The sequence below is a fragment of the Streptomyces sp. NPDC003456 genome (genome assembly GCF_042878735.1).
GTDB lineage: Bacteria > Actinomycetota > Actinomycetes > Streptomycetales > Streptomycetaceae > Streptomyces.
In genome coordinates, this window is the sequence record NZ_JBIAOK010000007.1 from 256252 (window position 1) to 282486 (window position 26235).

The window sequence follows — 26235 nt, forward strand, 5'->3', positions numbered from 1 at the left end:
GTCCTCGGGGGCCTCGCCCTCGATGAGGCGCTCGGCGATGTCGTCGGCCCACTCCTGGGCCCAGCGGCGCAGCCCGGCGACGGCCTCGGGCTCGGCACCCTCCGCGACGAAGGCCCGGTCGTCGAGCCAGTCGGTGCCGGTGAGCCGGGCCTGGAGGTCGGTCAGATCAAACGTGTCCGGGGCGTGCCGGCGGGCGAGTTCCTCCAGTTCCGGACGGCTCCAGCGGGAGGACACGGCGTGGACGTGCACCACGTCCCGGGCGAGGCCCTGATCGGCCAGGTCGCGCACCCGGATGCCGGCGAGGTCCTCCAGCGACAGCGCAGGTCCGAGCCCGGTCCGCACCGGCGGACGCCACAGCACTTCCTTGCGGAGGGAGACCCCGCACGCGTGCCCGGTCGCCGCGTCCGTCACGAGGAAACCGGCGGACAGCGGATCGCTCTCCAGCGTCCGCACCAGCCAGCCGCGCGCCACGAGCCCGGTCCGTACGGCACCGGCGATGTCGTCCATCGCGGCGGGATGCTCGGTGGCGACGTCCACCTGCCCGCCCCCGCGCGCGGCGAGCCCATGAGCCACCATCCCGTACCCCCCGGCCAGGACGAGCCCGTACGCCTCCCCGACCGCGACGAGATCACCGACGAGCCGAAGACAGGGCTCGGGGGAGCCGGCGGGGAGGGACATGCCCTGATTATCCAACGGCGTATCAGTCAGACTCCGCCGGACCACCCCGGACGGGTGACGCCTGTAGGGACAGGGGGAGGTTGAGCGCCGTGGAGGGGGCCGATGGAAGGGACGCGGGGACCTGCGCACGGCTCCGGCCCGCCGGGGAGGTTGGATGCCGTGGAGGACGCGGACGGAAGGGGCGTGGGGACCTGGGCACCGCGACGAGCAACCGGGAAGGTTGAGCGCCGTGGAGGAGGCCGACGGAAGGGGCGCGGAGACCTGCGCAACCGGCCCTCACCCGCCCTGCGCTACACCCCGTGGGAGGCGACGCGCCCCCTCCCGCCGCCACGCCCACGCCGCCCGGCGACAAGCCACACGCTCCGTGCCAGGGCCCACACCACCAGCGCAGCGGCAACCGGCGCACCCAGGATGATGACCAGCCCGGCCCCGATGTTCGCCCCGACGACCCCCGCCGTCAGGATCCGCCACCCCGCGCCGGCCATGAGCCCGACCACCACCAGCGGCCCGACGACACTCCACCACCGCGGATCCATCGCACCCCTTCGGGCACCCCGCGCCAGCACCACGGCGCCGGCCACCGCGACCAGCAACCCGATGCCCCCGACGACCGCGGCCACCCCGTCCCCCACGTCCCACGGCTGGAACGCGTAGTCCAACTCGTCGGCAGGCAGCCCGTCGTAGTCCTGCCGCCCCATCAACCCCCAGGCGGCGACAGGCACTCCACCCACGACCGCAGCTCCGGCGGCACCGAGCATTCCCCGTGTCTTCATGCCCCCAGCATCGACGCCGCACCGGCCGCGGTCATGAGCACGCGTACTCACGTACACACCCGGAAGACACCCGTCGCTCACGCGCTGCCGGTTGCTGAGTAGCGCGTGGGTCAGATCTGGCCGAGGTCGATCTCCACCGGGAAGGGGGCCACCACCTTGAGGACGCCGGTGAACACGTCTCCGTCCCGGTAGGTCTTCGTCGCGGGGTCGAGAACGTAGGTGTACACGAGCGGAACGCCTGTCGCGGCCTGCTCGATCCGCCAGTAGAAGGCGATGCCTGCCTTGGCGTACTGGTCGACCTTCACGATCCGGTCGGTGGTCTCCGAGCCGGGCGACACCACCTCCGCGACGAGCAGCACGTGCTCGGGGCGAGTGGGGGTGATGTCGATCGTGTCTGCGCGGTACACGACGACGTCCGGGCGGGGATTGGTGAGCGGGACGTCCTGAAGCCGGACGTCGAAGTCCGTGTCGGCGTTCCACTGCGGGCCCGCGGCGGCATCCAGGGCGTTCGCCAGAATCCGAGCGAGCCGGTTGGGCCGCTTGGACGCGCTCGGACTCACGACGACCATCCCGTCCACGATCTCGATACCGGCGCACTGCTCCTCGGACCAGGAGTCGTACTGCTCCGCCGTGATCTGCTCATGCATCCATGCCGGGGCCACCATCTCGGCCGTCATGAGGCACCTCCCGGACACTGTGCTGCGGGCCCGATCCCGCGGGATTCAGCGTACGGTCTGCCGTCCTTCCGGCACGCTGATCTCCCATGTGCTCTCTCCCGTCGGCCGCCATCCGATCAGCAAACCCACGACCAAGTGGGAGACCGGCGCGGTGGATCCGTCGCCAGAGGATCGGTACACGGTCGGCGGCACCATTGACCTGCTGATCACACCGGTGAGCGCTGAACTACCCGGCGACGTGACCGTCGGGAACCCTCGGGGGCAGAGCCGCAGGCGGACACGGCGAGCAGACAGAAGCGCGACTCTTCCGTCCCCGCTCATGACCTCCTTGGACGCCCCGACCGCTCACGCAAACGGCCCCGGACGAGGAGTCCGAGGCCGAGCAGGAGCCCTGCCCAGGGAAAAGTCCCAGGTCGGAGCCGTAATGCGCGGTGCCCCCGGCAGGATTCGAACCTGCGACACCCGCTTTAGGAGAGAGGCGGGGGGACCATACCACTGAGCTGGGGATTCGATACCTGACGCAGTGGCATACAACTCGACCGCGCTCAACCGCTGTTGACCATGGCTGACCCCTAGATCTGGCACGGTTGTGGCACGAACCTCAGCCGACGACAGTCAGCCACGGCGGCGGGTGCGCCGACCGATCACGCACGCGTGTGCCTCGCTGCACCCCACCGGCCTCAGCCACGCTGCCATGCCGTCGTCCAGAGCAAGCCGCGCCGGCGGAAGCGTGGTGGTGAGATCTTGGGTGGTGACCTCTTCGTCCCGAAGCAACTTACGCGGGGGTGCTGTCTTGGGCTGGCGTACCTCTCGCCTGCAGCGACGCTCGCCAGACGTCCGCGCTCGTCCGCCGCTATTCGTCAGCGTTGTCACGCAGTTAGACACTCACCTGCTACGGCCTCCGCTGCGCTGAGGCACCGTGGAGCGGCCTAGGACGGCCTAGGGATGAGCGCTCGACGGCTGCCCGTCAGCCAACGAGGTGGGCCCTCACGCGTCATCGCTCGGACCACGGAGAGGCATGATGGCCGATGGTGTACTGACGGACCTTGCAATACACCGACAAGTGCCATTTGAAGACTCCGCCGTTTGACCAGCAGCGTCGCGATGACAAGAACATGTGCGCGAAGCGAGTGTCTTGACTGATCGCTCTCGGGTACGCACAGTTAGCCCATGTGTGTCGGGGGGTGACATTGGAGTCGCTAGTGGAGGTGGAGAGCGCACGGCAGGCTTTTCTATCCCTGCCTCAGCTCGATGACTCGGGTGCCGACACCCTCGACCGGTATAACTGGCAGGCCTCCATGGCAGCTGCGGATGGGCTCCGCTTGTACCTCGACGCGCTCGACGGCGACGGGCGCCCGTCTCAGGACAGGGACAGCCGAATCGTCTGTGAGTACCACGAGGACTGGGCGGCGATCGACGGAGATGCAGTTGAACTGGTCTCCGCCAAGCACCGAGACGTGACCACTGGGCCCTTCACGACCATCAACAGCCTCGCGGATGCGGGCGGCGTGGCTCACCTCTTCGGCCGCTGGCACGCTCTCGGCGAAACTCCCAGTTGCCGCGTTGTCACTACCTTTGGCCTGTCCCCTGAGGTACAGAAGCTAGAGAAAGCATGGGAAAAGCTAAGAGAGCTTCGACTCGCTCATCAGCCTCTGACCGTGCCTGATGAGCACCTCAAACCCGTTACCGATCTTTGTCAGGCGCTTCGCTCCTATTGCAAAGAATTACCCCTGGGATGGGCGCCGGCTGCGAGACCCATGCCATCTCCGACTGGTGCGGAAATCGCACAAGTGGTCCGCTTCATGGCTGTGCTGGATGTTGAGGCCGGAAATCTCCTCCGCGATCACCTTGCCTATGGTGCAGCGAACATGTACGCACGCCCCTTATGTGACCACTTGCGGCTCACCATCGACCCAGAGTCAGTTTGGACCGCAGTGCACGCCATCTTCTACGCGCGCATGCGCAAGGCAGGGCGCGTGCCGACTGGAAAGTTGCCCGCGGTGCTGGCGTACAGGATCGGTGCGACTTCACCCAGCGTCGGTCAGCTGGAGCGGGCACTCGTCAATCGAATCGTCACACTGCAGGACATAGACTTGGCGGTCAGGACCGCCATCTCTCAGCCCCACGGCTACCGGCCGCTCCCTCGCCTTCAGCGCACCACGAAGCTCGCTGTGAAAATGTCAGTAGGTCAGTGCCCTGACAACAGCATCGAGCGGGCTGAGCATCTGGCACAGGAGTACAGAGACTTCTGGCGCGAGGAGCGCAGCGGTAACCCAACCGCTCGAGTGGCTCAAGCGTGTCTGGAGCGCTACCTGCTCCGCATAAGTGATGAAGCGACCCAAAGGAGCCTCTCTGAGGCACCGCGAGGGCCAGCCTTCTGGGGGGAAGTTCAGCGACTTATTGCAGCATCGCCACCGGCTGACTTGCCGAGCGGCATGGACTCTGAGCTCCTGCTCGGAGGACTCTGTGAACTGACCAGCCAGTGCAAGGTGTGGTTCAGTGACCGTTTCGACGTAGACCAGGCTATCGAGGCTATCCGACGAGGACAGGGGCAAACCTCATGAGCGACGCCCTTGACCGTGCCCTGTTGCGTGAGGACCTCGCTTACCACCAAGCGCGTGTCCTGCTGCTGGTGACGGCTGTGGCCGGCGCTGCTGGCCACAACGGCAAGCTCGACGGTCTCACTAAGTTGGCTAAGCTCGACTTCCTTTTGCGCTATCCAGCCTTGGCCTCGACGGTCCTCGACCCTCTTAGTCCTCGCGATGAACGGCTGGCACTGGCTCCTGAGGAATTGGCAGCACCTACCGAAGTCGAGGCGCCGATGACTCGATATAAATATGGACCATGGGACGACCGCTATTACGCCATCATTGGTGCACTCGTGGGACGTGGTCTACTTCGCTATGCCAAGGGCCGTAGAGGAAGCGTGGCTTTGATCCCGACGCCGCAAGGAAAAAGGCTGGCTGCGGATCTGGCCAATACAGAAGCGTGGGAATCCGTCACAGAACGGTGCGAGGCAGTGGCAGAAGCCTCGGCAAATATGACCGGGAACATGCTGAAAGACCTCATCTATGAGCGGCTGGCAGATCTAATGGACCGCCCCCACAGGGAGGTAATTCAGTGACCACAAAGTTCCGCCTTGAAAGGGTGACCATCCACTCTATCGAGGGTCCGGTGGAGTATCACTTTCCATCTGACATCACCGTCTTGGCCGGCCCCACCGGGGTTGGCAAGACAACACTCCTTGAGTTGATCAAGTGGGGTCTTGGAGGCGATGGGCAGCTCGCCCCAGTGGTCACAGATAACGTTCAAGATCTTTCGCTGCAACTCTCTATCGGCAACAAACGGTTCCGTCTCTCCCGCAACGTCGACCCGCAAAAACGGAACAATGTGCGCATCACAGATCTAGTGACCGGCGATCGACTTCCAGACCATCAAGTGAAGTCAGGTGAACCCAGCCTCAACACACTTCTCATGACGAGTTTGGGACTTCCTAGCGATATGCGCGCTGCTGCGCAGACAGGCCGCAGCACAAAAGCAGGGGCCCGTATTACGTTCGCGGACATCTTCACCTACATGTACATTCCGCAATCTGAAATAAACCGGGACATCGCGAGAAGTCAGGATTCCTACCTAGAACCGAAACGCAAGGCAGTGTTCAAGCTTCTCTTCGGGCTCGCCGACCCAGAGCTATTCGAAAGTCGCTCTCAAGCAAATATACTCAAAGGATCAGTCGACGAAGCAGAGGACCATCACCGCAAAATTCTTCAGTTCTTGCGTGACAGCAACACTCAAAGTCGTGAAGAGGCACAGCAAGAGCTTGAGAGGGCCCTCACCGCACAGCGAGAGGCCGAAGAGCAGAGGGCGCAACTTCGCGACGATATCGACCCTGTCACTGACCGCGAGACGCAGGCTCTGCGAGACCTGCTCAATGAAGCCGAGCGAAGCTTGGCGGATGCTCGCAGTGCCGAAGTCGATCTCAGCAGGCAGAAAAAGGAATTGTCCAACGAGCGCCATCGAGTCAACTCCGACCTCGCACGCCTTAACCGCATGCGCGACGCGGGGGAGCGGCTAGCGCAAATCGAGTTCACCACCTGCCCTCGATGCATGCAGGCAATCAAGAACCGCGAAGTGCCACAGGGGCATTGCAGGCTCTGCCTCCTACCGGATGAGGCTGCGTCCACGGACGAACTCGACCATTACGAGACAGTGCAACTAAAAGACCAACTGGAAGAAATGGAGAAGCAGCTAGCGTTTGTTGAGCAGCAAACGCATAATGCGCGACAGTTGATTCTCGACCGACAGAAACTTGTGCGTCATCTTGAAGCCGCGATCGATGCACGGACGGCTAATCGTGTCAGCCCGCGACTGCAGGCGTATACAGACATGTCGGAGAAGATTGCGGCGGCGCGCACTGCGCAAGAGCATTTCGAGAATGTCTTGCAGCAATGGGATCGGGTCTCCGATCTCGCCCGAACAGAGGAGGAACTAAGAAAGGAATACGAACGACTTGTTCGTGCGATCGAGCAGAGAGAGGCGCACCTGAAGACTCGGCGCGCATACATCGTTCGCGAGATTTCCCGAGAATTTAACAGAGTTGTCTATGATCTGCAGATTCCGGGAGTCGAAGAAGCTAGCATCCACGAAACGAACTACCTCCCTCTTCTAAATGGCAAGCCATTCCGGCAGTTTTCCAGAGGTGGTGGCATCGTGACTGCCACTCAAGTTGCCTATTGGACGGCTCTCATCGCGGTGGCCCTGCGAGAGGGCGACGTTCCATACCCCACCTTCCTGCTCATCGACAGTCCTCGTCTAGCCCTGAATGAGGAACAAGACCTCACCTCTGGGCTTTATCGGCGACTGGTGACGCTGGCGCAGGCGAACGAAGGGCGTGTTCAGATAATCATTGCTGACCATGCCCTCCCCGCGGCATACCGAAAGGACTATGCCGAGATCGACTTTAGCTACAAAAAGCCAACAATCAGCTCAATTAAGCATCCAGGGAAGGGAAGCGTTAAGCCGTTGGTGTCTGCTTAGTCGACTCGCACAGGGTGCACGCCCAAGCGCTTAGAAGATGCGGGTAAGCATTGCTGGGCTGGGTTGGCGACACAACGCCAGTATCGTGCTGGGCCGTCGGTACTGCTGCTGTCCGCCCGTCCGTTGCTGTTAGCGCTCCCCTCTCTACCGCCGGCCGCAGGGCTCGGTAAGCACCGATGTCAGTGGTCGCCTCTAGAGTGAGCCGCTACTGAGACCGGTCAGCGCACCATCACGGTCCGCGGTCTACGGGGCGCGGGATCTGAAAGGTCCGGGTTCGCCTCGGGACTGTAGTCCATGTCAGGGCATCTCCCCTTGCGTGCCTTGCTGACGAGCCCCGATGATTCAACCTTGCTCTGGTGCGCCAGCCATCCGTTGTGATAATGCACAGGTGTCCGCCCTCGTCCGCTGTTGCGAAGGTCCTCAAGGCATGCCGGGCTGCGCCGCAGCCTGGGGGAAATAAGCGCCCTTTCCTGCTTGACCGTCACCCCTGGATGGAAACCCGTGGCCGAGAGGATCAGGCCAGGGGTTTTGTTGTTGGCGGGTGCGGCTCGACGACTCACGGCATAGTGCCAGCTCAGGTCTTTCTAGAGCCCTGAGGGGCGAACTCGTCAAAACTAATAGGTCGTACATCATTAACGCAGCCCCTTAGAGCCCGGAGGGGCCTACGACAGGTTAGAGTTACAGGGCCTTCCCCTGGGCAATTACGATTTGCTCCGCAGTGAATCGCATCAGAGGAATCTCGCGCGCTAGTTCATCATCGTGCGCAAATGGAGCATATTTTGGCAACTCTCCCTCTTTGGCGTGCACCAAAGCATTGCGCACCTTGTAGATTCTCTTGGCGATGGCGTTACGTGCCGCCTCTTCGTCGGCCCCGCGAATCGTGGCCTTGCTTGCTCCCGCGAATGGTGCGTCACTTGTGGCATAATAGTCGACCAGACTGGCGTCGTATGCATCAAGATCAGTCGCCAGTCGATCCAGGTTCACGAATCTATCAAGGACCAGTCTAAGTGAGCGTTGCTCATTCACTCCACCTTCGTCCTTGACCTGACGCTGCGCCTTGTTGACGATTCGAATAATCGACTGAATGTCTTTGTCGCGGCGAGTTGAGAAGGATGGGTCGGTGATGCTGGACCGAACTTGATTCACCAAATCTTCGTTAAATACCTCCACGAAGTAGTGCTCGGCGATGTGGTAGTAGGCCAAGTATTCCAGTAGAGGGATTTCTGCCGCGACGCCCATAAGGTAGTGATGAACCAGATCGGTCTCGTAGGTCTTCCTGGGGGCTTCGAGGGCATCGAATTGTGTTCTTCTAACCCTTTGGATGGCCTGCGCCCGAAACACCGGATCGAGCCCAATTCGGGCTGCCATATCAGTATTGTAGGCCGCATGAAAGAGGAAGGAATTGGCCAATTTTTCGAAATCTGATCGGGCCTTGGTGGAGCTGATGCGCAAAGTGGTGACGCGCAGCGATTCACCTATGGCGTCGAATAGTGATTCGACCTCGAATGGGCGGCGATTATTTCTGGAGATACCCAAATGTGCGCGTTCGTTTCCGATTGATCTGATTCGATTGAGTAGCATCCGATGGCGGGGTGCCCTGAGGAGGAGCGGGTTTTTTGCAAATATGCAGAGAAGGTAAGCCGAAAACTCTCGCGAGGGCTTCCCGACCTTGAAAGTCACGGGATTATCCCCTTGCCCGGTGAATTCCTTGTCATCGAAGTATCGGTCAAAGGTCCCTATTGAGTCGAGTGAAACGAGTGCGAATTCAGCCTCGGTGTCCCATTGGAAATAGCTTTCACTCCTGAGCTTAGCGGAATTTAGGCGATCGGCAATCTCGGAGATTTCAGATTGGGTGACCCCGTTGATCGTTTTTTCGTCGTCCAGTCGGATGGGGTCCCGGAGAGTGAAATCGCCGTTCTCCTCTTCGTTCAATCGGAATACTCTGCGAAGTCCTACTCTTATGAGCTCTTCGCTTACTGCAGGCTCTTCGCTCACTCTTGTTCCTCCAGGTCTTGTAAGGGCGTCATCGATATCTGGCCGTATCGAGAACGGTAACTACTTATGGCCTCTCCCGTGCAGCTTTCACGAATCGGACCCACCACGCCGTGCCACCTGCCCAGCTCCCATCCCGTCTGCCGTCGACCCACACGCCGTGGAGCAGGCCCGGTGCCGTGTCTGCCCGGCTTTGCCTGGAGCGGCGGCAGACGTGGTGGGAGCCCCCGCCTTCACACCCCACCGGCCGGCACCCGCGTGCGGGTCCCTCCCATCCCGGAGCCCGAGCGCCCCCGCCGGAGGCATCGTCTTGAGCCGCACTCGCGTACCGCCTCGGCCGCGTCGTGGTTCGTCGCCCATCAACCCAAGCTGTCAGGCGTGCGGCCGACGGCCGGGCTGGAGCGGGGCGCAGACAGGAGCGCAGGCCCGGGCGACGGCCGCACGCGCCGCGCCGTGCGCGGCGGGTGCCTTGACGCGGTCACGTACCACCTGGAGCACTTCGCCGCTCCCTGCCGCGACGGGCACGTCTTCGTCGGGCCGCAGGGCGGGCAACTGCGGCGGAGCAACTTCCGGGACGACTGGGTCAAGGCCCGGAAGGCCGCGGGTGTCACGGCCGAGCTGCACTTCCACGATCTTCGGCACACGGGCAACACGCTGGCCTCGACGGCCGGGGCCAGCACGCGAGAGCTGATGACGCGCATGGGACACAGCAGCTCCCGGGCCGCGCTGATCTACCAGCACATGACCAGTGACCGCGACCGGGCCATCGCCGACCGGCTCGGGGCCATGATCCGCGACGGTGGGGGAGGGGCCTCCGGTTAGGGGAAGTGGCATCCGCGTGGCATTAGTGGCACGCGTGTGGCACGACCTCGAACACGACGAAGGGCCAGCCCGGGAAAAAACCCCTCCTGAGCTGGCCCTTATCTCTGTGCCCCCGGCAGGATTCGAACCTGCGACACCCGCTTTAGGAGAGCGGTGCTCTATCCCCTGAGCTACGAAGGCAGTGGTGTGGTCCAGAAGACCACAGGCGTCAGCGTACCGGATGCGGGTCGGGGCGGTGGGGGGTCGGGGCGGGGGAGGGGAGGGCGCTCGGGTCTGCGACCGTACCCGGGGGGCTTCCCGTGCCCGTGTGTCCGCTACGCGTCACCCGGATCCGGTAACCCCCCTCCGGCGCCTCCCCGATGACCTCCACCTCCACCCCGCCCCGTGTGTCGCGGAACGTCTCGCCGGGGGTGTACGGGGCGTCGGACAGTTCCGCGTGGACGTTCGGGGAGCGGGTGCAGCCGCCGCTGTCGCGGCGGGCGTCGTGGACCGTGACCGGGCCCATGCCCGTGTCGACCTCCGCGTCGACCTCGTAGATCAGGACGCCCGGGCGGCACACCGCCTCGTCGTTGCCGGCCCGCGTGCGCACCTCCACCGCGTAGCCCGTTCTGCCGTTCACGGGGAGGAAGATCAGCTTGGGGCCGCGCGCCTCGGCGAGGGGCGTCAGGGTGTACTCCGCCGTGCCGGCGGAGGCCGCGCAGTGCACCTGGGCCGCGTCCAGCCACCCCAGTTTCCACTTGTGCCAGCCCAGGAAGTCGTTGTTGGCGCCCCAGTCCTCGCTCATGATGTCCCAGTGGCCGACCGCGCCCCCGCCCTCGGCGGTGTACAGGTCGGGCAGGCCGAAGACGTGGCCGTTCTCGTGCGGCAGTACGCGGTAGCCGGTGCGCTCGTAGGAGCCCGATCCGTCGTCCTGGCGCGAGTAGACGAACGAGGCGTTGGCGACGGGGACGCCGTCCGCCTGGGGGGCCTCGGCGTTGCCTGCGAACGTGACGGACAGGACGGTGTCCAGGGCGGAGGGGCCCGCGTTCGGGGTGACCAGGACGTTCAAGAGGTCATAGCGGCCGAAGTCCACCTCCGGGTCGGCCGCGGCGACGAGGTCCTGGACCAGCGCGCGGTAGCCCGGCTCGAAGGGGGCCCCGCGCTCTATGCCGTAGTCGTGGAAGGACTTCGGCATCCGGAGCCAGTCGGATATAGGGGTCTCCGGGCGGTAGTCGAGGCGGCCGTAGGAGCTGGTGCGAAACCACTCGGTCGTCTGCGGGAAGAACTCCCGGTAGCGGTCCATGGCCCGGCCCTCGCCGGGGGCGTCCGAGAAGTCGATCATCAGCGTGAGTGCGCGTACGGTGCCGGTGGAACGGGCGTAGCCTGCCGCCGTGGGGATGCCCTCGGACATCTGGACCTCGCGGGCCGGACGGATCAGGCAGGGCGCGTGCGCGGGGGTGCGGGACAGGGTGGTCGGAGCTGCTCCCGCCGTCATGGTGTCGGGCGCCAGGTGTCCCGACCCCGCCGAGGTGCTGACCGTGAAGGTCAGGGCGGTCACGCACGCCAGCGCGGCGAGACGGCGCCGGGGTATCGGGTGGCGGGGGAGCCCTTCGCCGCCGACCGGTTCGCCCCCCGTCGGTCCTTCACCCATCGGTCCGTCACCGACCGGCTCGCCCCCCACCGGCCCTCCACCCACCCCCTCGCCGTCGTCCGGCCCGCTGCTTCGGCGTATGCGGTGGCCGAGCGGCCCCGCGTTGCTCGTGCGGGGGCGCCGGGGCCGCGGCTGCGGCTGTGGCTGCGTGCCAGGGACCTGCAAGGGACCTCCCGCGCCACGGCAGCCTCCCGTGTCCGGCTGCACCCTTGCGCTCACCCTGCGGCGCGGTGTGCGGGGTCGCGCGTTGGAAGAGACCGATCGTGGGTTTCCCGCGAGTAGCCCGGAATGTCGGCTTGCGGAGTTGGGGTCCGGGGCACTCGCCCCTGTCGGTATCCGGCGATGCCGTCGTTCCTGTCGGCATGCGGTCGTGCCGGCCTGCCGCGTCGCTGCCCACTCCTCGTAGATGTGACCCAGGTCACACAAAAAGTTCCCGCTCGCGGGAAATACCGGGGATCCACTCCCCGTTTAGTCAGGTGTCCGACTGAAACGGGGACCCGCTCCCCGGATCATCAGCCCACACGCCACACACGCCACAGGAGTGCACCGTGCAGACCGCGACCCCCGCACAGCGCAAGGCGCCCCGGCCCCGTGCCGACGCCCTGCGCAACCGGGAGCGGATCGTCACCGCCGCCCGGGAGATGTTCGTCGAGCACGGCCCCGAGGTGCCGCTCGACGAGATCGCCCGCCGGGCCGGCGTCGGCAACGCCACGGTGTACCGCCACTTCCCCGACCGTGACGCCCTCGTCCGCGAGGTCGTCTGCTCCGTCATGGACCGTACGATCGCGGCGGCCGAGTCCGCGCTCGCCGAGACCGGCGACGCGTTCGAGGCGCTGGAGCGCTTCGTGCACGCCGCCGCGGACGAGCGGATCAGCGCGCTCTGCCCGATGGTCTCCAGCACGTTCGACCAGCACCACCCGGACCTGGAGGCCGCGCGGGAGCGCGTCGAGCGGAAGATCGAGGAAGTCATGAACCGGGCCAGGGGGGCCGGTCAGCTCCGCTCCGACGTGGATGTCGGAGACATCATGATCGGCGTGGCCCAGCTCAGCAGGCCCCCGGCCGGCACGGACTGCTTCCGCGCCGACCGTTTCGTCCACCGTCATCTCCAACTGTTCCTGGACGGGCTGCGGGCTCCCGCCCGTTCCGTCCTGCCGGGAACGGCCGCCACCCTGGAGGATCTGCGCCGCCCCTGACCGATTAGTTCCGCTCCGTCCACGCGTCTGAAGACCACACGACAGACCAGGCGACAGTCCCAGCGGCCGCCGCGACAGGCGGGCCGTCACCTTTCGTCACTCTTTTTCCGTCACGAAGTCCCGAAGTGGGTACCCCCATGTCTGAAACAGCCTCCAAGGCTCGCGTCACCCCGGCCGTACCGGACGAACCGGATCCCGGCCGCTGGAAGGCGCTCGTCTTCATCGCGCTCGCCCAGCTGATGGTCGTCCTGGACGCCACCATCGTGAACATCGCCCTGCCCTCCGCCCAGCAGGACCTCGGCATCTCCGACGGCAACCGGCAGTGGGTCGTCACGGCCTACGCCCTCGCCTTCGGCGGCCTGCTGCTGTTCGGCGGACGGATCGCCGACCTGTGGGGCCGCAAGAAGGCCTTCGTCGTGGGCCTGGGCGGGTTCGCCGCGGCCTCCGCGCTCGGCGGCGCGGCCACCAACGAGGTGATGATGTTCGGTGCCCGCGCCCTCCAGGGCGTCTTCGGCGCCCTGCTCGCGCCCGCCGCGCTCTCCCTGCTCGCCGTGATGTTCACCGACGCCAAGGAGCGCGCGAAGGCGTTCGGCATCTACGGCGCGATCGCCGGCGGTGGCGGTGCGGTCGGTCTGATCCTCGGCGGCTTCCTCACCGAGTACCTGGACTGGCGCTGGACGTTCTTCGTCAACATCCCGTTCGCCGTCGTCGCCGCGGCCGGTGCCTACTTCGTCATCCGTGAGCCCAAGGGCGGCCGCAACCGCTCGCCGCTCGACATCCCCGGCGTGATCCTGTCCACCTTCGGCCTGGTCGCGCTGGTCTACGGCTTCACCCGCGCCGAGTCGGACGGCTGGAGCGACGCCGTGACCGTGGGCATGTTCGTCGCCTCGGCCGTGCTGCTGCTGGCCTTCGTGGTCGTCGAGTCCCGGGTCAAGGCCCCGCTGCTGCCGCTGCGCGTGGTCACCGAGCGCAACCGCGGGGGCATCTACCTCTCCCTCGGTCTCGCGATCATCGCGATGTTCGGCCTGTTCCTCTTCCTGACCTACTACCTGCAGATCGTGAAGGGCTACTCGCCGGTCAAGACCGGCTTCGCGTTCCTGCCGATGATCGCGGGCATGATCACGGGCTCCACCCAGATCGGCACCCGCCTGATGACCCGCGTCGCCCCGCGCCTGCTGATGGGCCCCGGCTTCCTGGTCGCCGCGCTCGGCATGCTGCTGCTGACCCAGATGGAGATCGGCTCGTCGTACGCGGCCCTGCTGCTGCCGGCGATGCTGCTGCTCGGCCTGGGCATGGGTACGGCGTTCATGCCGGCCATGTCCCTGTCCACCCAGGGCGTCGAGCCGCGCGACGCCGGTGTCGCCTCCGCGATGGTCAACACCTCGCAGCAGGTGGGCGGCGCGATCGGCACGGCCCTGCTGAACACCATCGCCGCCTCGGCGACCACCTCGTACATCGCCGACCACATCGCGGGGGCGACCAGCCGGTCCCAGCAGCAGCTGGTCCAGCTCCAGGGTCAGGTGCAGGGCTACACCAGCGCCATCTGGTTCGCCGTCGGCATCCTCGTGGTGGCTGCCGCGATCGCCCTGACCCTCGTCAACGCCGGCCGTCCGAACATGAACCCGGCGACCGGCGCCGAGGAGGGCGCGGCGGACGAGGTGCCGATCCCGGTCGTCGCCCACTGACGGCGGCGCCCACCCCTTCGGGCCATCCGCGGGTACGGGGAAGGGGACGCCCCGGCTCGCGGAATCCAGGACCTGCCCCGGCTCAGCGGAGCCAGGGCAGGTCCGCACCCGCTTCGGCCGGCTGGAGTCCCTCGGCGATGATCCGCATGATCTCGCCGAGGGACTTCTGCTGTTGCGGGGAGAGCCGGTCGAAGACCGCCTGGCGTACGGCCTCGACATGGCCCGGGGCGGTCCGCTGCAGCACCGCGTGGCCCTCCTCGGTGAGGACGGCGAACTGGCCGCGCTTGTCGTCGGGGCAGTCCTCGCGGCGCACCCAGCCGCTCTTCTCCAGGCGCGCGACCGCGTGCGAGAGGCGGGAGCGGGTGATCTTCGCGAGCATCGCCAGCTCGGTCATCCGCAGCCGCCGCCGCGGCGCCTCGGCGAGCTTGACCAGCAGTCCGTAGTAGATGTGCGGCATGCCCGCGTCGCGCTGGAGCTGACGGTCGAGATGGTCGTCGAGGAGGGTGACGCCCTCCATGAACGAACGCCACACGCGCTGCTCCTCGTCGGTCAGCCAGCGCGGTTCCCCGGGCTCCGCGGTGGAGCCCGGTGACGGTGCGGATGCGGGTGCCTTCATGTGCTCCACTTTACGCCGACGCTCCTTGAATCTTAAACAAGTGGGTCTTACAGTTTTCAAGTAACAAGTCCCCGGAAGGAGCCGCAGCATGTCCGCCGCCGTCCACGAGCGCATGCCCGCTCTGTACCTCAGCCACGGTGCCCCGCCCCTGGCCGACGACCCCGTCTGGCCCGGCGAACTGGCCGCCTGGTCCGCCGGTCTGCCGCGCCCCCGGGCGATCCTGATCGTCTCCGCCCACTGGGAGGAGGCCCCGCTCGCCCTCGGCGCGACCGACACCGTCCCGCTCGTCCACGACTTCTGGGGCTTCCCGCAGCACTACTACGAGGTCACCTACGCCGCCCCCGGCGCGCCGCGGCTCGCCGAGTCCGTGCGCAAGCTGCTGCGCGCCCCCGGCACGCCCGTCCAGGACGTCCCCGACCGCGGTCTTGACCACGGCGCCTACGTCCCGCTGGTCGAGATGTACCCGGAGGCCGACATCCCGGTGCTCCAGGTGTCCATGCCGACGCTGGACCCGGTCCGGCTCATGGAGATCGGCCGCCGCCTCGCCCCGCTGCGGGACGAGGGCGTGCTGATCGTGGGTTCCGGCTTCTTCACCCACAACCTCGCGGCGCTGCGCCAGGGCGGCATCCCCGCCTGGTCGGCGGAGTTCGACGACTGGGGCCGGCGGGCCCTGGAGGGCGGGGACGTGGACGCCCTGCTGGACTTCACCCGCAAGTCGCCGGCGGGGCGGCTGGCCCACCCGCGCACCGAGCACTTCGCCCCGCTGTTCGTGACCATGGGCGCGGCCGACGCGGCCGGTGAGCTGGACGCGCACAAGTCGGTGATCGACGGCTTCTGGATGGGCCTGGCGAAGCGGTCGGTGCAGTTCGGCTGACCGCCCCGGGCTGCCGCCGCAGTGGCCTTCGCGGGCCCCGGTGGCCGCCAGGCCGCCGCTACAGCGGCTTCTCGTACCAGGCCACGTCCCAGTAGCGGTCGAACTTGCGACCCACCTCGCGGTACGTGCCGACGTGCTGGAAGCCGAAGCGCTCGTGCAGCCGGACGGACGCCTCGTTCGGCAGCGCGACACCGGCGTAGGCCCGGTGCAGGTCCTCGGCGGACAGGGCGGCGAAGAGCGCCTCGTAGAGCAGGGTGCCGATACCGCGCCGCCCGGCGTCGGGGGCGACGTACACGGTCGTCTCCACCGAGGTCGCGTACGCGGGCTTCGCCCGGAACGGGCTGGACGTGGCGTAGCCCAGGATCCGCCCGGTACCCGGCTCCGTGGCAACCATCAGGCGGTGCGGCCCGTCTTCAGGGTGGGAGAGCAGCCAGGGGCGGCGCTCCAGGGGAGTGAAGATCGTCGTGTCGAATGTGATCGGGGTCTCACGTACGTAGTGGTTGTAGAGGGCTGTGAGGGCCTCGAGGTCCCCCTCGACTCCCGGCCTGACCTGCACCTCTGCACGCTCGGTGAACAACGCTCCTCCTCGTGTGGCCGGGCAGGATACTGCATGATCAGAAAAATCGAGTGCCGGGTTGGGAATTCTGTCCTGATTCCAGTCGTTGTTTCCATCGGATGCAGGGCACCCGAGGAGAGTCCGGAAAGGGTCCCGCAGACGGAGTCCAGCGTCCGAAGGACCACCCGCTGACCTCAATTCGCAAGGGAGCACGCATGGCAACCCGTGCCGTCGCCCGTCGTCAGTCCGCCACCGGCGAGACGGCCGACGCGGCAAGCAGTGTTCGCGCCCATGGCGGCGAGATCGCCGATCGCGACCTGGTCGGCATGTACCTCGACGAGATCGCGCGCACACCGCTGCTCGACGCCGCCAAGGAAGTCGAGCTGTCCCAGGTCATCGAAGCGGGTGTGTTCGCACGGCAGGTCCTCGACGGATACGAGGAGACCAAGACGGATGCCAGCCGCGAGGAGCTCGAAGCTCTGGTCGCGGACGCGGAGCGGGCCAAGGACGTCTTCATCCGCTCCAACCTTCGCCTGGTCGTCGCCGTCGCCCGCCGCTACCCCCGCAGCGGTCTTCCGCTGCTGGATCTGATCCAGGAGGGCAACGCCGGCCTGGTCCGCGCGGTCGAGAAGTTCGACTACCGCAAGGGCTTCAAGTTCTCCACGTACGCCACGTGGTGGATCCGCCAGGCGATCACCCGCTCGATAGCCGACCAGTCCCGCACGATCCGCCTGCCCGTCCACCTGGTGGAGGAGCTCGGCCGGATCCGCCGTGTGCAGCGCGAGTTCAACCGCGAGCACGGCCGGGACCCGGAGCCCGCGGAGATCGCCGCCGAGCTCGGCTCCACGCCCGAGCGCGTCACCGACGTGCTCGACTGGGCCCGCGACCCGGTCTCGCTGAACATGTCGGTGGACGACGAGGGCGAGACCCAGTTCGGCGACCTCCTGGAGGACACCTCGGCGGTGTCGCCCGAGCAGTCGGTGCTCACGCTGCTGCGCAGCGAGGAGCTCGACGACCTCATCGGCCGTCTCGACCAGCGCACGGCGTCCATCATCAAGATGCGCTACGGCATCGAGGACGGCCGGGAGCGCACGCTGACCGAGGTCGGCAAGGAGCACGGCCTGACGCGCGAGCGCATCCGCCAGATCGAGAAGCACGCGCTGCTGGAGCTGAAGAAGCTGGCCCGCAGCACCGGCTTCGACGCGGCGGCCTGACCCCGCCGTACGGTGAGCGTCCGGGCGCCCGGCTCGTCCCCACGGCTCGTGGGTGACGCACCGGAGGCGCCCGGAGGGCACCGCGTACGCCGGGTGGCGAAAGACCGCGCAAACATGGCCTTGGAACGCCGCTTCAATCGGTGGACGCAGGGAACAAGACTTCTGGGTCCACCAGTTCGGATCGGGGGCGCGGCTCCTGATCCCCGCACACCACGTCCCGCCGCACTCCCCCCGGCGCCGGGACTTTCCCCAGCCGGGCTTCGGCGTCCCTCCCCCCGGACGCCGGGGCCCGGCTCGCTCTGTGCGGCCCGCCCCCGCCCGGCCCGGCCGCGGCCCGGACGGGCCCTCGCGGGGATGTGGGGGGCGGGGCACCCCGTACCTGAACCACGGGGTGGCCCGCCAGATGGCAGATTGTGTCACATGGGCATAGCCTGCCGGGCGTGAGCAGCACCACCCCCACCCCGCCTCCGCACTCGCTGACCGAGCGGCGGAAAGCCGAGACACGCATGGAGATCGCCCGGGCGGCGGCCGGCCTCTTCGTACGGCACGGACTGCGCGCCACCCGCGCCGAGGACATCGCCCAGGCCGCGGGCGTCGCACCGCGCACCTTCTACCGGTACTTCGCCACCAAGGAGGAGGCCGTCGCCCCGCTGTACGCGGCCGGGTCCCGGCGCTGGATCGAGGCGGTGCGCGCCGTCCCCGCCGACGTCGGCCTGCTCCGGGCCCTGGAGGAGGGCGCGCGCCACACCCTCACTCCGGGGGCCGGTGTCTCCGTGTCCTCCTGGGAGTGGGTGCGCACACTGCTGCGCCTGGCCGACGCCCACCCCTCGCTGCGCCGGGTGTGGGCGGAGGTCTGCCAGGCGTCGGAACGGCTGCTGGCCGAGGTGCTGGCGGAACGGCTGACACGTGTCGCCGGGGCCGACGACACCGAGAAGCCGTGCGACAACGTTGCCCCCGGCCCTGACCTGCGGTTCGCCGCCGCCGTCGCCAGTGCGGCCGTGCGCACCGCGATGGAGGGCTGGGCCGAGGGGGAGGGGCCGGTGGAGGGCCCGAACGGCCCGGCGGACCTCGCCCTGCGCAACCTCGCGGCGCTGCGCGACTTTCCCTGGGCGGGGTGAGACCCGGCCGCCGGGGGCGCGCCGACCGCGGGGGCGCGCCGACCCATGGGGCCGCGCCGGCCACCGGGGGCCAAACCGCCCGCCGGGGGCCGCAACGCCCGCCGGGGGCCGCAACGCCCGCCGGGGCCGCACCGGCTGGTCCGGGCCGCACCGGGCGGTCCGGGCCGTGCGCGGCTCCGGCCCTTCTCGCCTTCGGCTCCGCTCCTCAGGGCTGCCCTCCCCGGGCTCCCTCCGCCGGGCCGCCGTCGTCTGTCGCGACGCCGCCTTCTGCCGAGCCGCTGCCTTCTGCCGCGGCGGCCTCCTTCGCCGATCCGCCGTCGTCCGCCGGTCCGCCGTCGTGCGCGGCCCCGCCGCCTTCCGCCAGGCCGCCGCCTTCCGCCGGGCCGCTGCCGTCGGCCGGGCGGCCGCCCTCCCGCGCGCCGCCGTCCTCCCGCGCGCCGCCGTCCTCCCCTGCGGCTCCGCCCTCCGCCGCCCTGCTCAGTCGCGCTCCCAGCTCCCGCACCGCCGTGACCAGTTCCGCCGGGCGGTGCACCACGAAGTCGCAGTCCAGCATCGCCAGCCGGAACGCCATCCACTGCACCGCTTCCCCGACGGACCCCCGCAATCGGCACCTGCCCTCGTCCAGCGGCTCGGGCGTGCCCAGCCAGTGGGGCACCCGGGCGGCGACGTACTCGGCCGGGGCGGCGAAGTCGACCTGGAAGTCGTAGGTCGTCTGCCGGCGTTGCATCGACTGCCGCAGGAACTCCGCCGCGTCGCCCGTCGGCAGCTCGCGGGGCACGAACCGCGCGCCCGTGGCGAACGGCTCGCTCACCCGGTCCACGCGGAACGTGCGCCAGTCGTCCCGGTCGATGTCGTAGCCCACCAGGTACCAGCGGCGGCCGGTGGACACCAGCCGGTGCGGCTCCGTCAGCCGGCGCGACTCGGTGCCGTCCGCCGCCCGGTAGGCGAACCGCAGCCGCTCGTGCCCGGCCACCGTCGAGGCCATGACGGTCAGGGTCTCGGGCGCGATGCTCGGGCCGTCCCCACTGGTCAGCGGCGTGGTCGCGGCCTGCAGGGTCGTCACCCGGTGCCGCAGCCGGCCCGGCAGGACCTGCTCCAGTTTCGCCAGCGCCCGTACCGACGCCTCGTCCAGGCCCTCCACCGCGTGCCCCGCCCCGGCGCGCAGCCCGACCGCGATGGCGACGGCCTCCTCGTCGTCCAGGACCAGGGGCGGCATGGCCTTGCCCGCGACCAGCCGGTAGCCGCCGTCGGAGCCCTTCGTCGCCTGCACGGGGTAGCCGAGCTCGCGCAGCCGGTCGATGTCGCGCCGGACCGTGCGCCGGGAGACCCGCAGCCGCTCGGCGAGTTCGCCGCCGGGCCATTCGCGGGGCGTCTGGAGGAGGGAGAGGAGCGTGAGCAGCCGGGCCGGGGTGTCCGTCGTCATGTCCCCGAGGATGCCGCACCACTAGGACACGACCTGACCTAGTGGCCCTCTACCTTCGACGCATGACCTCCACCGACACCACCCTCGGCAGTACGCCCGGCCAGGCGGACGCGGCCGACCGCCGCCGCTGGTTCGCGCTCGCCATCGTGATGACCGCGGCCTTCATGGACCTCGTCGACGTCACGATCGTCAACATCGCCATCCCGTCCATCCAGCGGGAGGAGGGCGCGTCCTTCAGCCAGATCCAGTGGATCACCGCCGGGTACGCCCTCGCCTTCGCCGCCGGGCTGATCACCGGCGGGCGGCTCGGAGACATCCACGGGCGCAAGCGGATCTTCCTGATCGGCATCGGCGGCTTCACCCTCGCCTCCGCGCTGTGCGGTCTCGCGGTGAACCCGGAGATGCTGGTGGCCTCCCGCTTCCTGCAGGGCGCCATGGCGGCGCTGATGGTGCCGCAGGTGCTGTCGATCGTGCACGCGACCTTCCCGGCGCACGAACGCGGCAAGGTGTTCGGCCTGTTCGGCGCGGTCGTCGGGCTCGGTGCCGTGTCCGGGCCGCTGCTCGGCGCGCTGCTGACCGAGTGGGACCTGTTCGGCTGGGGCTGGCGCTCCATCTTCCTGATCAACCTGCCCGTGGGCGTCGCCGCCCTGATCCTCGGCCGCCGTTTCATCACCGAGTCCAAGGCGCCGCGCGCTCTGAAGCTGGACCTGGGGGGCGTCGCGCTGGTGACGCTGGGCCTGCTCATGCTGCTCTACCCGCTCATCCGGGGCCGCGAGCTGGGCTGGCCGCTGTGGGGGTACGTCTCGATGGCCGGCTCGGTCGTCGTCCTGGCCGCGCTGGTGGCGTACGAGAGGCGGAAGACCGCGCGGGACGGCTCGCCGCTGGTGGAGCTGTCGCTGTTCAAGGTCAAGAGCTTCGCCGCCGGCATCGCCGTGCAGACCGTCTTCGGAGTCGCGCTCGGCGTGTTCTTCCTCGTCTGGACCCTCTACATGCAGTTCGGACTGGGCTGGAGCGCGCTGAAGGCGGGGCTGACCGGAGTGCCGTTCTCGATCGCGGTGTCGGTCGCCGCGGGTGTCTCGGTGCAGAAGCTGGTGCCGGTGTTCGGACGCAAGGTGCTGCAGGCGGGCGCCCTGGTGATGGCCGCCGGAGTGCTCCTCTACATGTGGGAGTCCGGGCACTACGGGCTCGCTCTCACGCCCTGGCAGATGGCCCTCCCGCTGGTCGTCATGGGCGCCGGCATGGGCCTGATCGTCGCGCCGCTGACCGACGCGACCCTCTCCGAGGTCCCGCGCGAGCACGCCGGTTCGGCGTCGGGGCTGATCAGCACCGTGCAGCAGATGGGCAACGCGCTCGGCCTGGGACTGGTCTCGGTGGTCTTCTTCGGCACCATCGCCGACCAGTTGCGTCCCGAGCAGGTGGGGCCGGCCTTCGTCGACGCCTTCCAGCACTCACTGGGCTGGGTCGCCGGGGTGCTGGGTGCCATCTTCCTGCTGATGTTCGCCCTGCCGAAGCGGCCCGTCCAGCACGTCGAGGGCTCGCCGGTTCCCGGGGACGACCAAGGGATGAAGACGGACACCGGGACGGCGGACACCGGGACGGCGGACCGGGAGGGCGAGAAGGCCACGCTGGTCTGAGCGGCCGCCACTGCTCCGGGCAGGCAGGACGAACGGACCCGGCACCCTCGGTGCCGGGTCCGTCCGCGTCTCCTTACCGCGCCGCCCCTGCCGACCAGTCCCCGCGCCGCCCGTGCAGGCCAAGCTCCCGCGCCCCCGTGCCGGTCGACGCCCGCTCATGCCCGATTGCGTCCGAACCGCATCCGGACCTGTTTACTTGGCGGACATCCAGGCGTAGCCTCCCAGTGAAACCACACGTTCGGGCATGAGGCGGAGGCGAACGGACATGTACGCACCGGAGCGGCAGCAGGAGATCCTCCGGCTCGCACGCGACGGCGGCCGGGTGGACGTCGTGTCGCTGGCCGAGGAGTTCCAGGTGACGGCGGAGACCATCCGGCGTGACCTCAAGGCCCTCGACCGCGCCGGGCTGGTCCGCCGCGTGCACGGCGGGGCCATCCCGGCCGGACGGCTGGACTTCGAACCGGACCTCGCCGAGCGGGAGACCACGGCCGCCGACGAGAAGGACCGCATCGCCAAGGCGGCCCTCGCGGAACTGCCCGCCGAGGGCACGGTGATCCTCGACGCCGGCACGACCGTGGCCCGCATGGCCGCCGCCCTGCCGCTGGAGGCCTCCCTCACCGTCGTCACCCACAGTCTGCCCATCGCCGCCCGCCTCGCCGACCACCCCGGCATCCAGCTGCACCTCGTCGGCGGCCGCGTACGGCACCGCACCCGCGCCGCCGTCGACGCCTGGGCGCTGCGGGCGTACGCGGAGATCCGCGCCGACGTGCTGTTCGTGGCCGCCAACGGCTTCTCCGCCGAACACGGCCTGACCACCCCCGACCTCGCCGAGGCCGCGGTGAAGCGGGCGGCCGTGGCCGCCGCCCGCCGGGTGGTGCTGCTCGCCGACTCCTCCAAGCACGGCCAGGAGCACTTCGCCCGCTTCGGCGACCTGGGCGACGTCGACCTGCTGATCACCGACAGCGGGCTGAGCCCCGAAGACGCCGTCGCGATCGAGCGCGGCGGCACGGAAGTAGTGCGCGCATGATCCTCACCGTCACCCCCAACCCGTCCCTGGACCGCACCTACGAGGTGCCGTCCCTCGACCGCGGCGAGGTCATCCGCGCCACGGCCGAGCGGATGGACCCCGGCGGCAAGGGCGTGAACGTCTCGCGCGCGGTCGCCGCCGCCGGGCGGCGCACGGTGGCGGTCCTGCCCCTGGGCGGCGCCCCGGGAGCGCTCGTCGCCGAGCTGCTCGACCAGCAGGGCATCGAGGTCGCCCCCGTCCCGGTCGCCGGAGCCACCCGCTCCAACATCGCCCTCGCGGAGTCCGACGGCGTCCTGACGAAGATCAACGCCCCCGGCCCGGAACTGTCCGGCGCCGAGCGCGAGTTGCTCCTGGAGACCGTACGCCGGCAGTCCCGCGAGGCCGCCTGGATCGCCTGCTGCGGCAGCCTCCCGCGCGGCCTCGCCCCCTCCTGGTACGCCGACCTGGTCGCCCGCAGCCACGCCGCCGGGGCCCGGATCGCCCTGGACACCTCCGGACCGGCCCTCCTCGCGGCCCTGCGCGAGCGGCCCGACGTGGTCAAGCCCAACGCCGAGGAACTGTCCGGGGCGGTGGGCCGCCCCCTGGCCACCGTCGGGAACGCCGTGAAGGCCGCCGAGGAACTGCGCGAGCGGGGCGCCCGGGCCGTCCTGGCCAGTCTCGGGGCGGACGGGCAGCTGCTCGTGTCGGAGCAGGGCACGTGGTTCGGCAGCGCCCGCGTCGAGGCGGTCCGCAGCAACGTCGGCGCCGGCGACTCCTCCCTCGCCGGGTTCCTCATCGCCGGCGGCAGCGGCTCCGAGGCCCTCGCCTCCGCCGTCGCGCACGGCGCCGCCGCCGTCCGGCTGCCCGGCAGCGTCATGCCGACGCCCGGCGACCTGGACCCGGCGGCGGTGACGGTCACCTCGGACGTCCCCTTCGACCGCGCGCTCCAGGAGCCGGTGTCATGACGTCGGCCCGGCAGCCCGTACGGACCCGGGAGCGGCGGGCCTCCCCGTCACTCGCCGCACCCGTCCCCCGCACCCCCCACCGCACCCCCGTCCCCTCCCCGCCCACCCCACCCACCGGGCGATACGCGTGCTAAGGAGCCCGCGATGAGCGACATGATCACGGCGGAGCTGGTCGACCTCGACCTGTCCGCCGACACCAAGGAGGCGGCGGCCCGCGCCCTCGCCGAGCGCATGGTGGCCCTGGGCCGGGTGACCGACCTGGACGGCTTCCTCGCCGACGTGGCCGCCCGCGAGGCCCAGATGCCGACCGGCCTCGACGGCGGCATCGGCATTCCGCACTGCCGCAGCGCGCACGTCACCGAGCCGACCCTCGCCTTCGGACGCAGCGCCCGGGGCATCGACTTCGGTGCCGCGGACGGCCCCGCCGACCTGATCTTCCTGATCGCCGCGCCCGCCGGTGCCGACGACGCCCACCTGACGATCCTGTCGTCGCTGGCCCGGCAGCTGATGAACAGCGCGTTCACCGACGCGCTGCGCGCCGTGGGCGACGCGGCCGCGGCGGCGGCGCTCATCCGCGGCGACGAGCCGGAGCCGTCCGCCGAGGCGGCTTCCACCGACCCCGTGGCGGCGGCGGGAGCGGCCTCTCCCACCGCCGCCACGGTCAGCTCCGACACCGGTGCCGAGGGCGGTGCCGGTGCTGACGACGACGATGGCGATGGTGCTGGTGCCGGTGCCAGCAGGGCTGCCGGTGCCGACGGGGAAGCGGGGACCGGGGGCGGCGAGGGCGCCGCGTCCGAGCCCACCGGGTCGCCCGGTCAGGCTCGCGAGCCCGCGTTCCGGATCGTCGCCGTCACCTCCTGCCCCACCGGCATCGCCCACACCTACATGGCGGCCGAGGCCCTGGAGAACGCCGGCCGGGAGGCGGGCGTCGACCTGACCGTCGAGCCGCAGGGCTCGGCCGGCTTCACCCGCCTCGACCCCGCGGTCATCGCCGCGGCCGACGCCGTGATCTTCGCCCACGACGTGCCCGTACGGGAGAAGGAACGCTTCGCCGGCAAACCGACCGTGGACGTCGGGGTGAAGGCGGGCATCAACCGCCCCGCCGAACTCATCGCCGAGGTCCGCGCGAAGGCCGCCCGCGGCGAGGTCACCTCCGGCTCCGCCCCGGCCACCCCGGTCGAGCGCGCGGGCGACTCCCACGAGGGCTACGGCACCAAGCTGCGCAAGTGGCTGATGTCGGGCGTCAGTTACATGGTCCCGTTCGTCGCGGCGGGCGGTCTGCTCATCGCCCTCGGCTTCGCGATCGGCGGCTACGAGATCAACAAGGCCCCGTCGGTGATGGACCACTTCGTCTGGACGCAGGCCGACAGCTGGGCGGCCCTGCTCTTCCAGATCGGCGCTGTCGCGTTCGGCTTCCTCGTCCCGGTCCTGGCCGGCTACATCGCCTACGGCATGGCCGACCGGCCCGGCCTCGTGCCCGGGTTCGTCGGCGGCTCGATCGCCCTCACCATCAACGCCGGGTTCCTCGGCGGTCTCGCGGCCGGTCTGATCAGCGGCGGTGTGGTGTTGGCGATTCAGAGGGTGCGGATCCCCGCCGCCCTGCGGGGCATCATGCCCGTGGTGGTGATCCCGCTGATCTCCTCGGCGATCGTCGGGTTCCTGATGTTCGTCGTGATCGGCAAGCCCATCGCCCAGGCGCAGAAGGCCATGACCGACTGGCTGGGCGGGCTGTCCGGCTCCAACGCCATCCTGCTCGGCGCCCTCCTCGGCCTCATGATGTGCTTCGACCTCGGCGGCCCGGTGAACAAGGTCGCCTACACCTTCGCCACCGCCGGCATCGCCGTCGCCACGCCCAGCGACTCGGCCATGAAGATCATGGCCGCGGTGATGGCGGCCGGCATGGTCCCGCCGCTGGCGATGGCCCTGGCGACGACCGTGCGCGGCAAACTCTTCACCCGGACCGAGCGTGAGAACGGCAAGGCCGCCTGGGTGCTGGGTGCCTCCTTCATCTCCGAGGGCGCGATCCCGTTCGCCGCGGCCGACCCGCTGCGCGTCATCCCCGCCTCGATGGCGGGCGGCGCGATCACCGGCGCCCTGTCGATGGCCTTCGGCGCCACGCTGCGCGCCCCGCACGGCGGCATCTTCGTCGTCCCGCTGATCGGCAACCCGCTGCTCTACCTGGTCGCCATCGCCGCGGGCGTCTGCGTCACGACCGCCCTGGTGATCGTCCTGAAGGGCCTGCGCAAGCCCGCCCCGGGCGGTACGACGGCCCAGGGCGAGGACGCAGCCGTCCCGGCCGCGCAGGCGAAGGAGCCGGTCGCGGCATGAGAGCCGGGAGTGTG

General features: G+C 68.9%; 19 protein-coding genes, 2 tRNA genes and 2 pseudogenes. 13 read left to right on the plus strand and 10 right to left on the minus strand.

The features are described 5' to 3' along the window. The 4 genes and pseudogenes from ACFYWG_RS28580 to ACFYWG_RS28595 all read right to left on the minus strand — a co-directional run. Positions 1 to 678, minus strand: a pseudogene (locus ACFYWG_RS28580) (hypothetical protein); the annotation flags it as partial. Positions 679 to 968: 290 nt separating this feature from the next. Next, positions 969 to 1451: a hypothetical protein gene (locus ACFYWG_RS28585; RefSeq protein ID WP_389204108.1), complete on the minus strand. Its 483-nt coding sequence runs from the start codon at positions 1449 to 1451 to the stop codon at positions 969 to 971. A 110-nt stretch (positions 1452 to 1561) separates the two neighbouring features. After that, a complete protein-coding gene (locus tag ACFYWG_RS28590; protein ID WP_389204109.1) occupies positions 1562 to 2128 on the minus strand; it encodes a Uma2 family endonuclease in 567 nt (188 codons plus the stop codon). Positions 2129 to 2563: 435 nt separating this feature from the next. Further along, positions 2564 to 2630: transfer RNA gene (locus ACFYWG_RS28595), tRNA-Arg, on the minus strand. 700 nt (positions 2631 to 3330) lie between these two features. On the opposite strand from ACFYWG_RS28595, the gene ACFYWG_RS28600 reads away from it, so the two are divergent. Genes ACFYWG_RS28600 through ACFYWG_RS28610 form a run of 3 tightly spaced genes read left to right on the plus strand, consistent with a single transcriptional unit; the run spans position 3331 to position 7165 of the window. Beyond that, on the plus strand, positions 3331 to 4692 hold the full coding sequence (locus ACFYWG_RS28600) for a hypothetical protein (RefSeq protein ID WP_389204110.1): 1362 nt from the start codon (positions 3331 to 3333) through the stop codon (positions 4690 to 4692). Continuing rightward, positions 4689 to 5252 (plus strand): hypothetical protein, encoded by a 564-nt coding sequence (locus ACFYWG_RS28605; RefSeq protein ID WP_389204111.1) that lies wholly within the window; start codon positions 4689 to 4691, stop codon positions 5250 to 5252. The genes ACFYWG_RS28600 and ACFYWG_RS28605 overlap by 4 nt, the downstream gene beginning before the upstream one ends. After that, complete coding sequence (locus ACFYWG_RS28610) at positions 5249 to 7165, plus strand: AAA family ATPase (RefSeq protein ID WP_389204112.1); 1917 nt, start codon at positions 5249 to 5251, stop codon at positions 7163 to 7165. The genes ACFYWG_RS28605 and ACFYWG_RS28610 overlap by 4 nt, the downstream gene beginning before the upstream one ends. Before the next feature lie 678 nt (positions 7166 to 7843). Here ACFYWG_RS28610 and ACFYWG_RS28615 read toward each other — a convergent pair. Next, the gene (locus ACFYWG_RS28615) at positions 7844 to 9097 is read right to left on the minus strand and encodes a hypothetical protein (RefSeq protein ID WP_389204113.1); all 1254 of its coding nucleotides are present in this window, start codon (positions 9095 to 9097) and stop codon (positions 7844 to 7846) included. 528 nt (positions 9098 to 9625) lie between these two features. On the opposite strand from ACFYWG_RS28615, the pseudogene ACFYWG_RS28620 reads away from it, so the two are divergent. Continuing rightward, a pseudogene (locus tag ACFYWG_RS28620) lies at positions 9626 to 9979 on the plus strand (tyrosine-type recombinase/integrase); the annotation flags it as partial. A gap of 107 nt (positions 9980 to 10086) precedes the next feature. Here the strand turns inward: ACFYWG_RS28620 and ACFYWG_RS28625 are convergent. Continuing rightward, positions 10087 to 10159, minus strand: a tRNA-Arg gene (locus ACFYWG_RS28625). A 28-nt stretch (positions 10160 to 10187) separates the two neighbouring features. Continuing rightward, a complete protein-coding gene (locus ACFYWG_RS28630; RefSeq protein WP_389204114.1) occupies positions 10188 to 11609 on the minus strand; it encodes a M6 family metalloprotease domain-containing protein in 1422 nt (473 codons plus the stop codon). Positions 11610 to 12157: 548 nt separating this feature from the next. On the opposite strand from ACFYWG_RS28630, the gene ACFYWG_RS28635 reads away from it, so the two are divergent. Together ACFYWG_RS28635 and ACFYWG_RS28640 are read left to right on the plus strand one after the other, a co-directional pair. Next, positions 12158 to 12802 carry a TetR/AcrR family transcriptional regulator gene (locus ACFYWG_RS28635; RefSeq protein WP_376326823.1) on the plus strand — a complete coding sequence of 215 codons (645 nt, stop codon included), beginning with the start codon at positions 12158 to 12160 and terminating at the stop codon, positions 12800 to 12802. Between the two features lie 137 nt (positions 12803 to 12939). Continuing rightward, on the plus strand, positions 12940 to 14487 hold the full coding sequence (locus ACFYWG_RS28640; RefSeq protein ID WP_389204115.1) for an MFS transporter: 1548 nt from the start codon (positions 12940 to 12942) through the stop codon (positions 14485 to 14487). Between the two features lie 82 nt (positions 14488 to 14569). On the opposite strand, the gene ACFYWG_RS28645 is transcribed toward ACFYWG_RS28640, so the two are convergent. Next, the gene (locus ACFYWG_RS28645) at positions 14570 to 15103 is read right to left on the minus strand and encodes a MarR family winged helix-turn-helix transcriptional regulator (protein WP_376326819.1); all 534 of its coding nucleotides are present in this window, start codon (positions 15101 to 15103) and stop codon (positions 14570 to 14572) included. A 112-nt stretch (positions 15104 to 15215) separates the two neighbouring features. On the opposite strand from ACFYWG_RS28645, the gene ACFYWG_RS28650 reads away from it, so the two are divergent. Then, the gene (locus ACFYWG_RS28650; protein ID WP_389204187.1) at positions 15216 to 15977 is read left to right on the plus strand and encodes a dioxygenase; all 762 of its coding nucleotides are present in this window, start codon (positions 15216 to 15218) and stop codon (positions 15975 to 15977) included. Between the two features lie 58 nt (positions 15978 to 16035). Here the strand turns inward: ACFYWG_RS28650 and ACFYWG_RS28655 are convergent, their stop codons facing one another. After that, positions 16036 to 16554 (minus strand): GNAT family N-acetyltransferase, encoded by a 519-nt coding sequence (locus ACFYWG_RS28655; RefSeq protein ID WP_389204116.1) that lies wholly within the window; start codon positions 16552 to 16554, stop codon positions 16036 to 16038. Between the two features lie 194 nt (positions 16555 to 16748). Here ACFYWG_RS28655 and ACFYWG_RS28660 point away from each other — a divergent pair, with 194 nt between their 5' ends. Together ACFYWG_RS28660 and ACFYWG_RS28665 are read left to right on the plus strand one after the other, a co-directional pair. Beyond that, positions 16749 to 17747, plus strand: a complete 999-nt coding sequence (locus tag ACFYWG_RS28660; protein WP_383502909.1) for an RNA polymerase sigma factor RpoD/SigA — start codon at positions 16749 to 16751, stop codon at positions 17745 to 17747. A gap of 440 nt (positions 17748 to 18187) precedes the next feature. Continuing rightward, entirely contained in the window at positions 18188 to 18865 is a 678-nt protein-coding gene (locus ACFYWG_RS28665; RefSeq protein WP_389204117.1) for a TetR/AcrR family transcriptional regulator, read from the plus strand. Positions 18866 to 19070: 205 nt separating this feature from the next. Here ACFYWG_RS28665 and ACFYWG_RS28670 read toward each other — a convergent pair whose 3' ends face one another. Next, positions 19071 to 20288 carry a helix-turn-helix transcriptional regulator gene (locus ACFYWG_RS28670; protein WP_389204118.1) on the minus strand — a complete coding sequence of 406 codons (1218 nt, stop codon included), beginning with the start codon at positions 20286 to 20288 and terminating at the stop codon, positions 19071 to 19073. A gap of 62 nt (positions 20289 to 20350) precedes the next feature. Here ACFYWG_RS28670 and ACFYWG_RS28675 point away from each other — a divergent pair, with 62 nt between their 5' ends. The 4 genes from ACFYWG_RS28675 (at position 20351) to ACFYWG_RS28690 (ending at position 26221) form a co-directional block, all read left to right on the plus strand. Next, positions 20351 to 21922, plus strand: a complete 1572-nt coding sequence (locus tag ACFYWG_RS28675; protein WP_389204119.1) for an MFS transporter — start codon at positions 20351 to 20353, stop codon at positions 21920 to 21922. A gap of 265 nt (positions 21923 to 22187) precedes the next feature. Further along, positions 22188 to 22949, plus strand: a complete 762-nt coding sequence (locus ACFYWG_RS28680) for a DeoR/GlpR family DNA-binding transcription regulator (protein ID WP_383502918.1) — start codon at positions 22188 to 22190, stop codon at positions 22947 to 22949. Further along, the gene (pfkB, locus tag ACFYWG_RS28685) at positions 22946 to 23893 is read left to right on the plus strand and encodes a 1-phosphofructokinase (protein WP_389204120.1); all 948 of its coding nucleotides are present in this window, start codon (positions 22946 to 22948) and stop codon (positions 23891 to 23893) included. Before ACFYWG_RS28680 ends, pfkB begins: the two co-directional genes overlap by 4 nt. Before the next feature lie 144 nt (positions 23894 to 24037). Continuing rightward, positions 24038 to 26221: a fructose-specific PTS transporter subunit EIIC gene (locus ACFYWG_RS28690; protein ID WP_389204121.1), complete on the plus strand. Its 2184-nt coding sequence runs from the start codon at positions 24038 to 24040 to the stop codon at positions 26219 to 26221. Positions 26222 to 26235 lie beyond the last annotated feature (14 nt).

Bases quoted from the DNA above. Each gene is read 5' to 3' on its own strand.
- ACFYWG_RS28675 (WP_389204119.1), top strand. From the start codon at position 20,351: ATGACCTCCACCGACACCACCCTCGGCAGTACGCCCGGCCAGGCGGAC.
- ACFYWG_RS28605 (WP_389204111.1), top strand. From the start codon at position 4,689: ATGAGCGACGCCCTTGACCGTGCCCTGTTGCGTGAGGACCTCGCTTAC.
- ACFYWG_RS28590 (WP_389204109.1), bottom strand. From the start codon at position 2,128: ATGACGGCCGAGATGGTGGCCCCGGCATGGATGCATGAGCAGATCACG.
- ACFYWG_RS28645 (WP_376326819.1), bottom strand. From the start codon at position 15,103: ATGAAGGCACCCGCATCCGCACCGTCACCGGGCTCCACCGCGGAGCCC.
- ACFYWG_RS28650 (WP_389204187.1), top strand. From the start codon at position 15,216: ATGCCCGCTCTGTACCTCAGCCACGGTGCCCCGCCCCTGGCCGACGAC.
- ACFYWG_RS28660 (WP_383502909.1), top strand. From the start codon at position 16,749: ATGGCAACCCGTGCCGTCGCCCGTCGTCAGTCCGCCACCGGCGAGACG.
- ACFYWG_RS28630 (WP_389204114.1), bottom strand. From the start codon at position 11,609: ATGGGTGAAGGACCGACGGGGGGCGAACCGGTCGGCGGCGAAGGGCTC.
- ACFYWG_RS28690 (WP_389204121.1), top strand. From the start codon at position 24,038: ATGAGCGACATGATCACGGCGGAGCTGGTCGACCTCGACCTGTCCGCC.
- ACFYWG_RS28670 (WP_389204118.1), bottom strand. From the start codon at position 20,288: ATGACGACGGACACCCCGGCCCGGCTGCTCACGCTCCTCTCCCTCCTC.
- pfkB (WP_389204120.1), top strand. From the start codon at position 22,946: ATGATCCTCACCGTCACCCCCAACCCGTCCCTGGACCGCACCTACGAG.
- ACFYWG_RS28585 (WP_389204108.1), bottom strand. From the start codon at position 1,451: ATGAAGACACGGGGAATGCTCGGTGCCGCCGGAGCTGCGGTCGTGGGT.
- ACFYWG_RS28640 (WP_389204115.1), top strand. From the start codon at position 12,940: ATGTCTGAAACAGCCTCCAAGGCTCGCGTCACCCCGGCCGTACCGGAC.
- ACFYWG_RS28680 (WP_383502918.1), top strand. From the start codon at position 22,188: ATGTACGCACCGGAGCGGCAGCAGGAGATCCTCCGGCTCGCACGCGAC.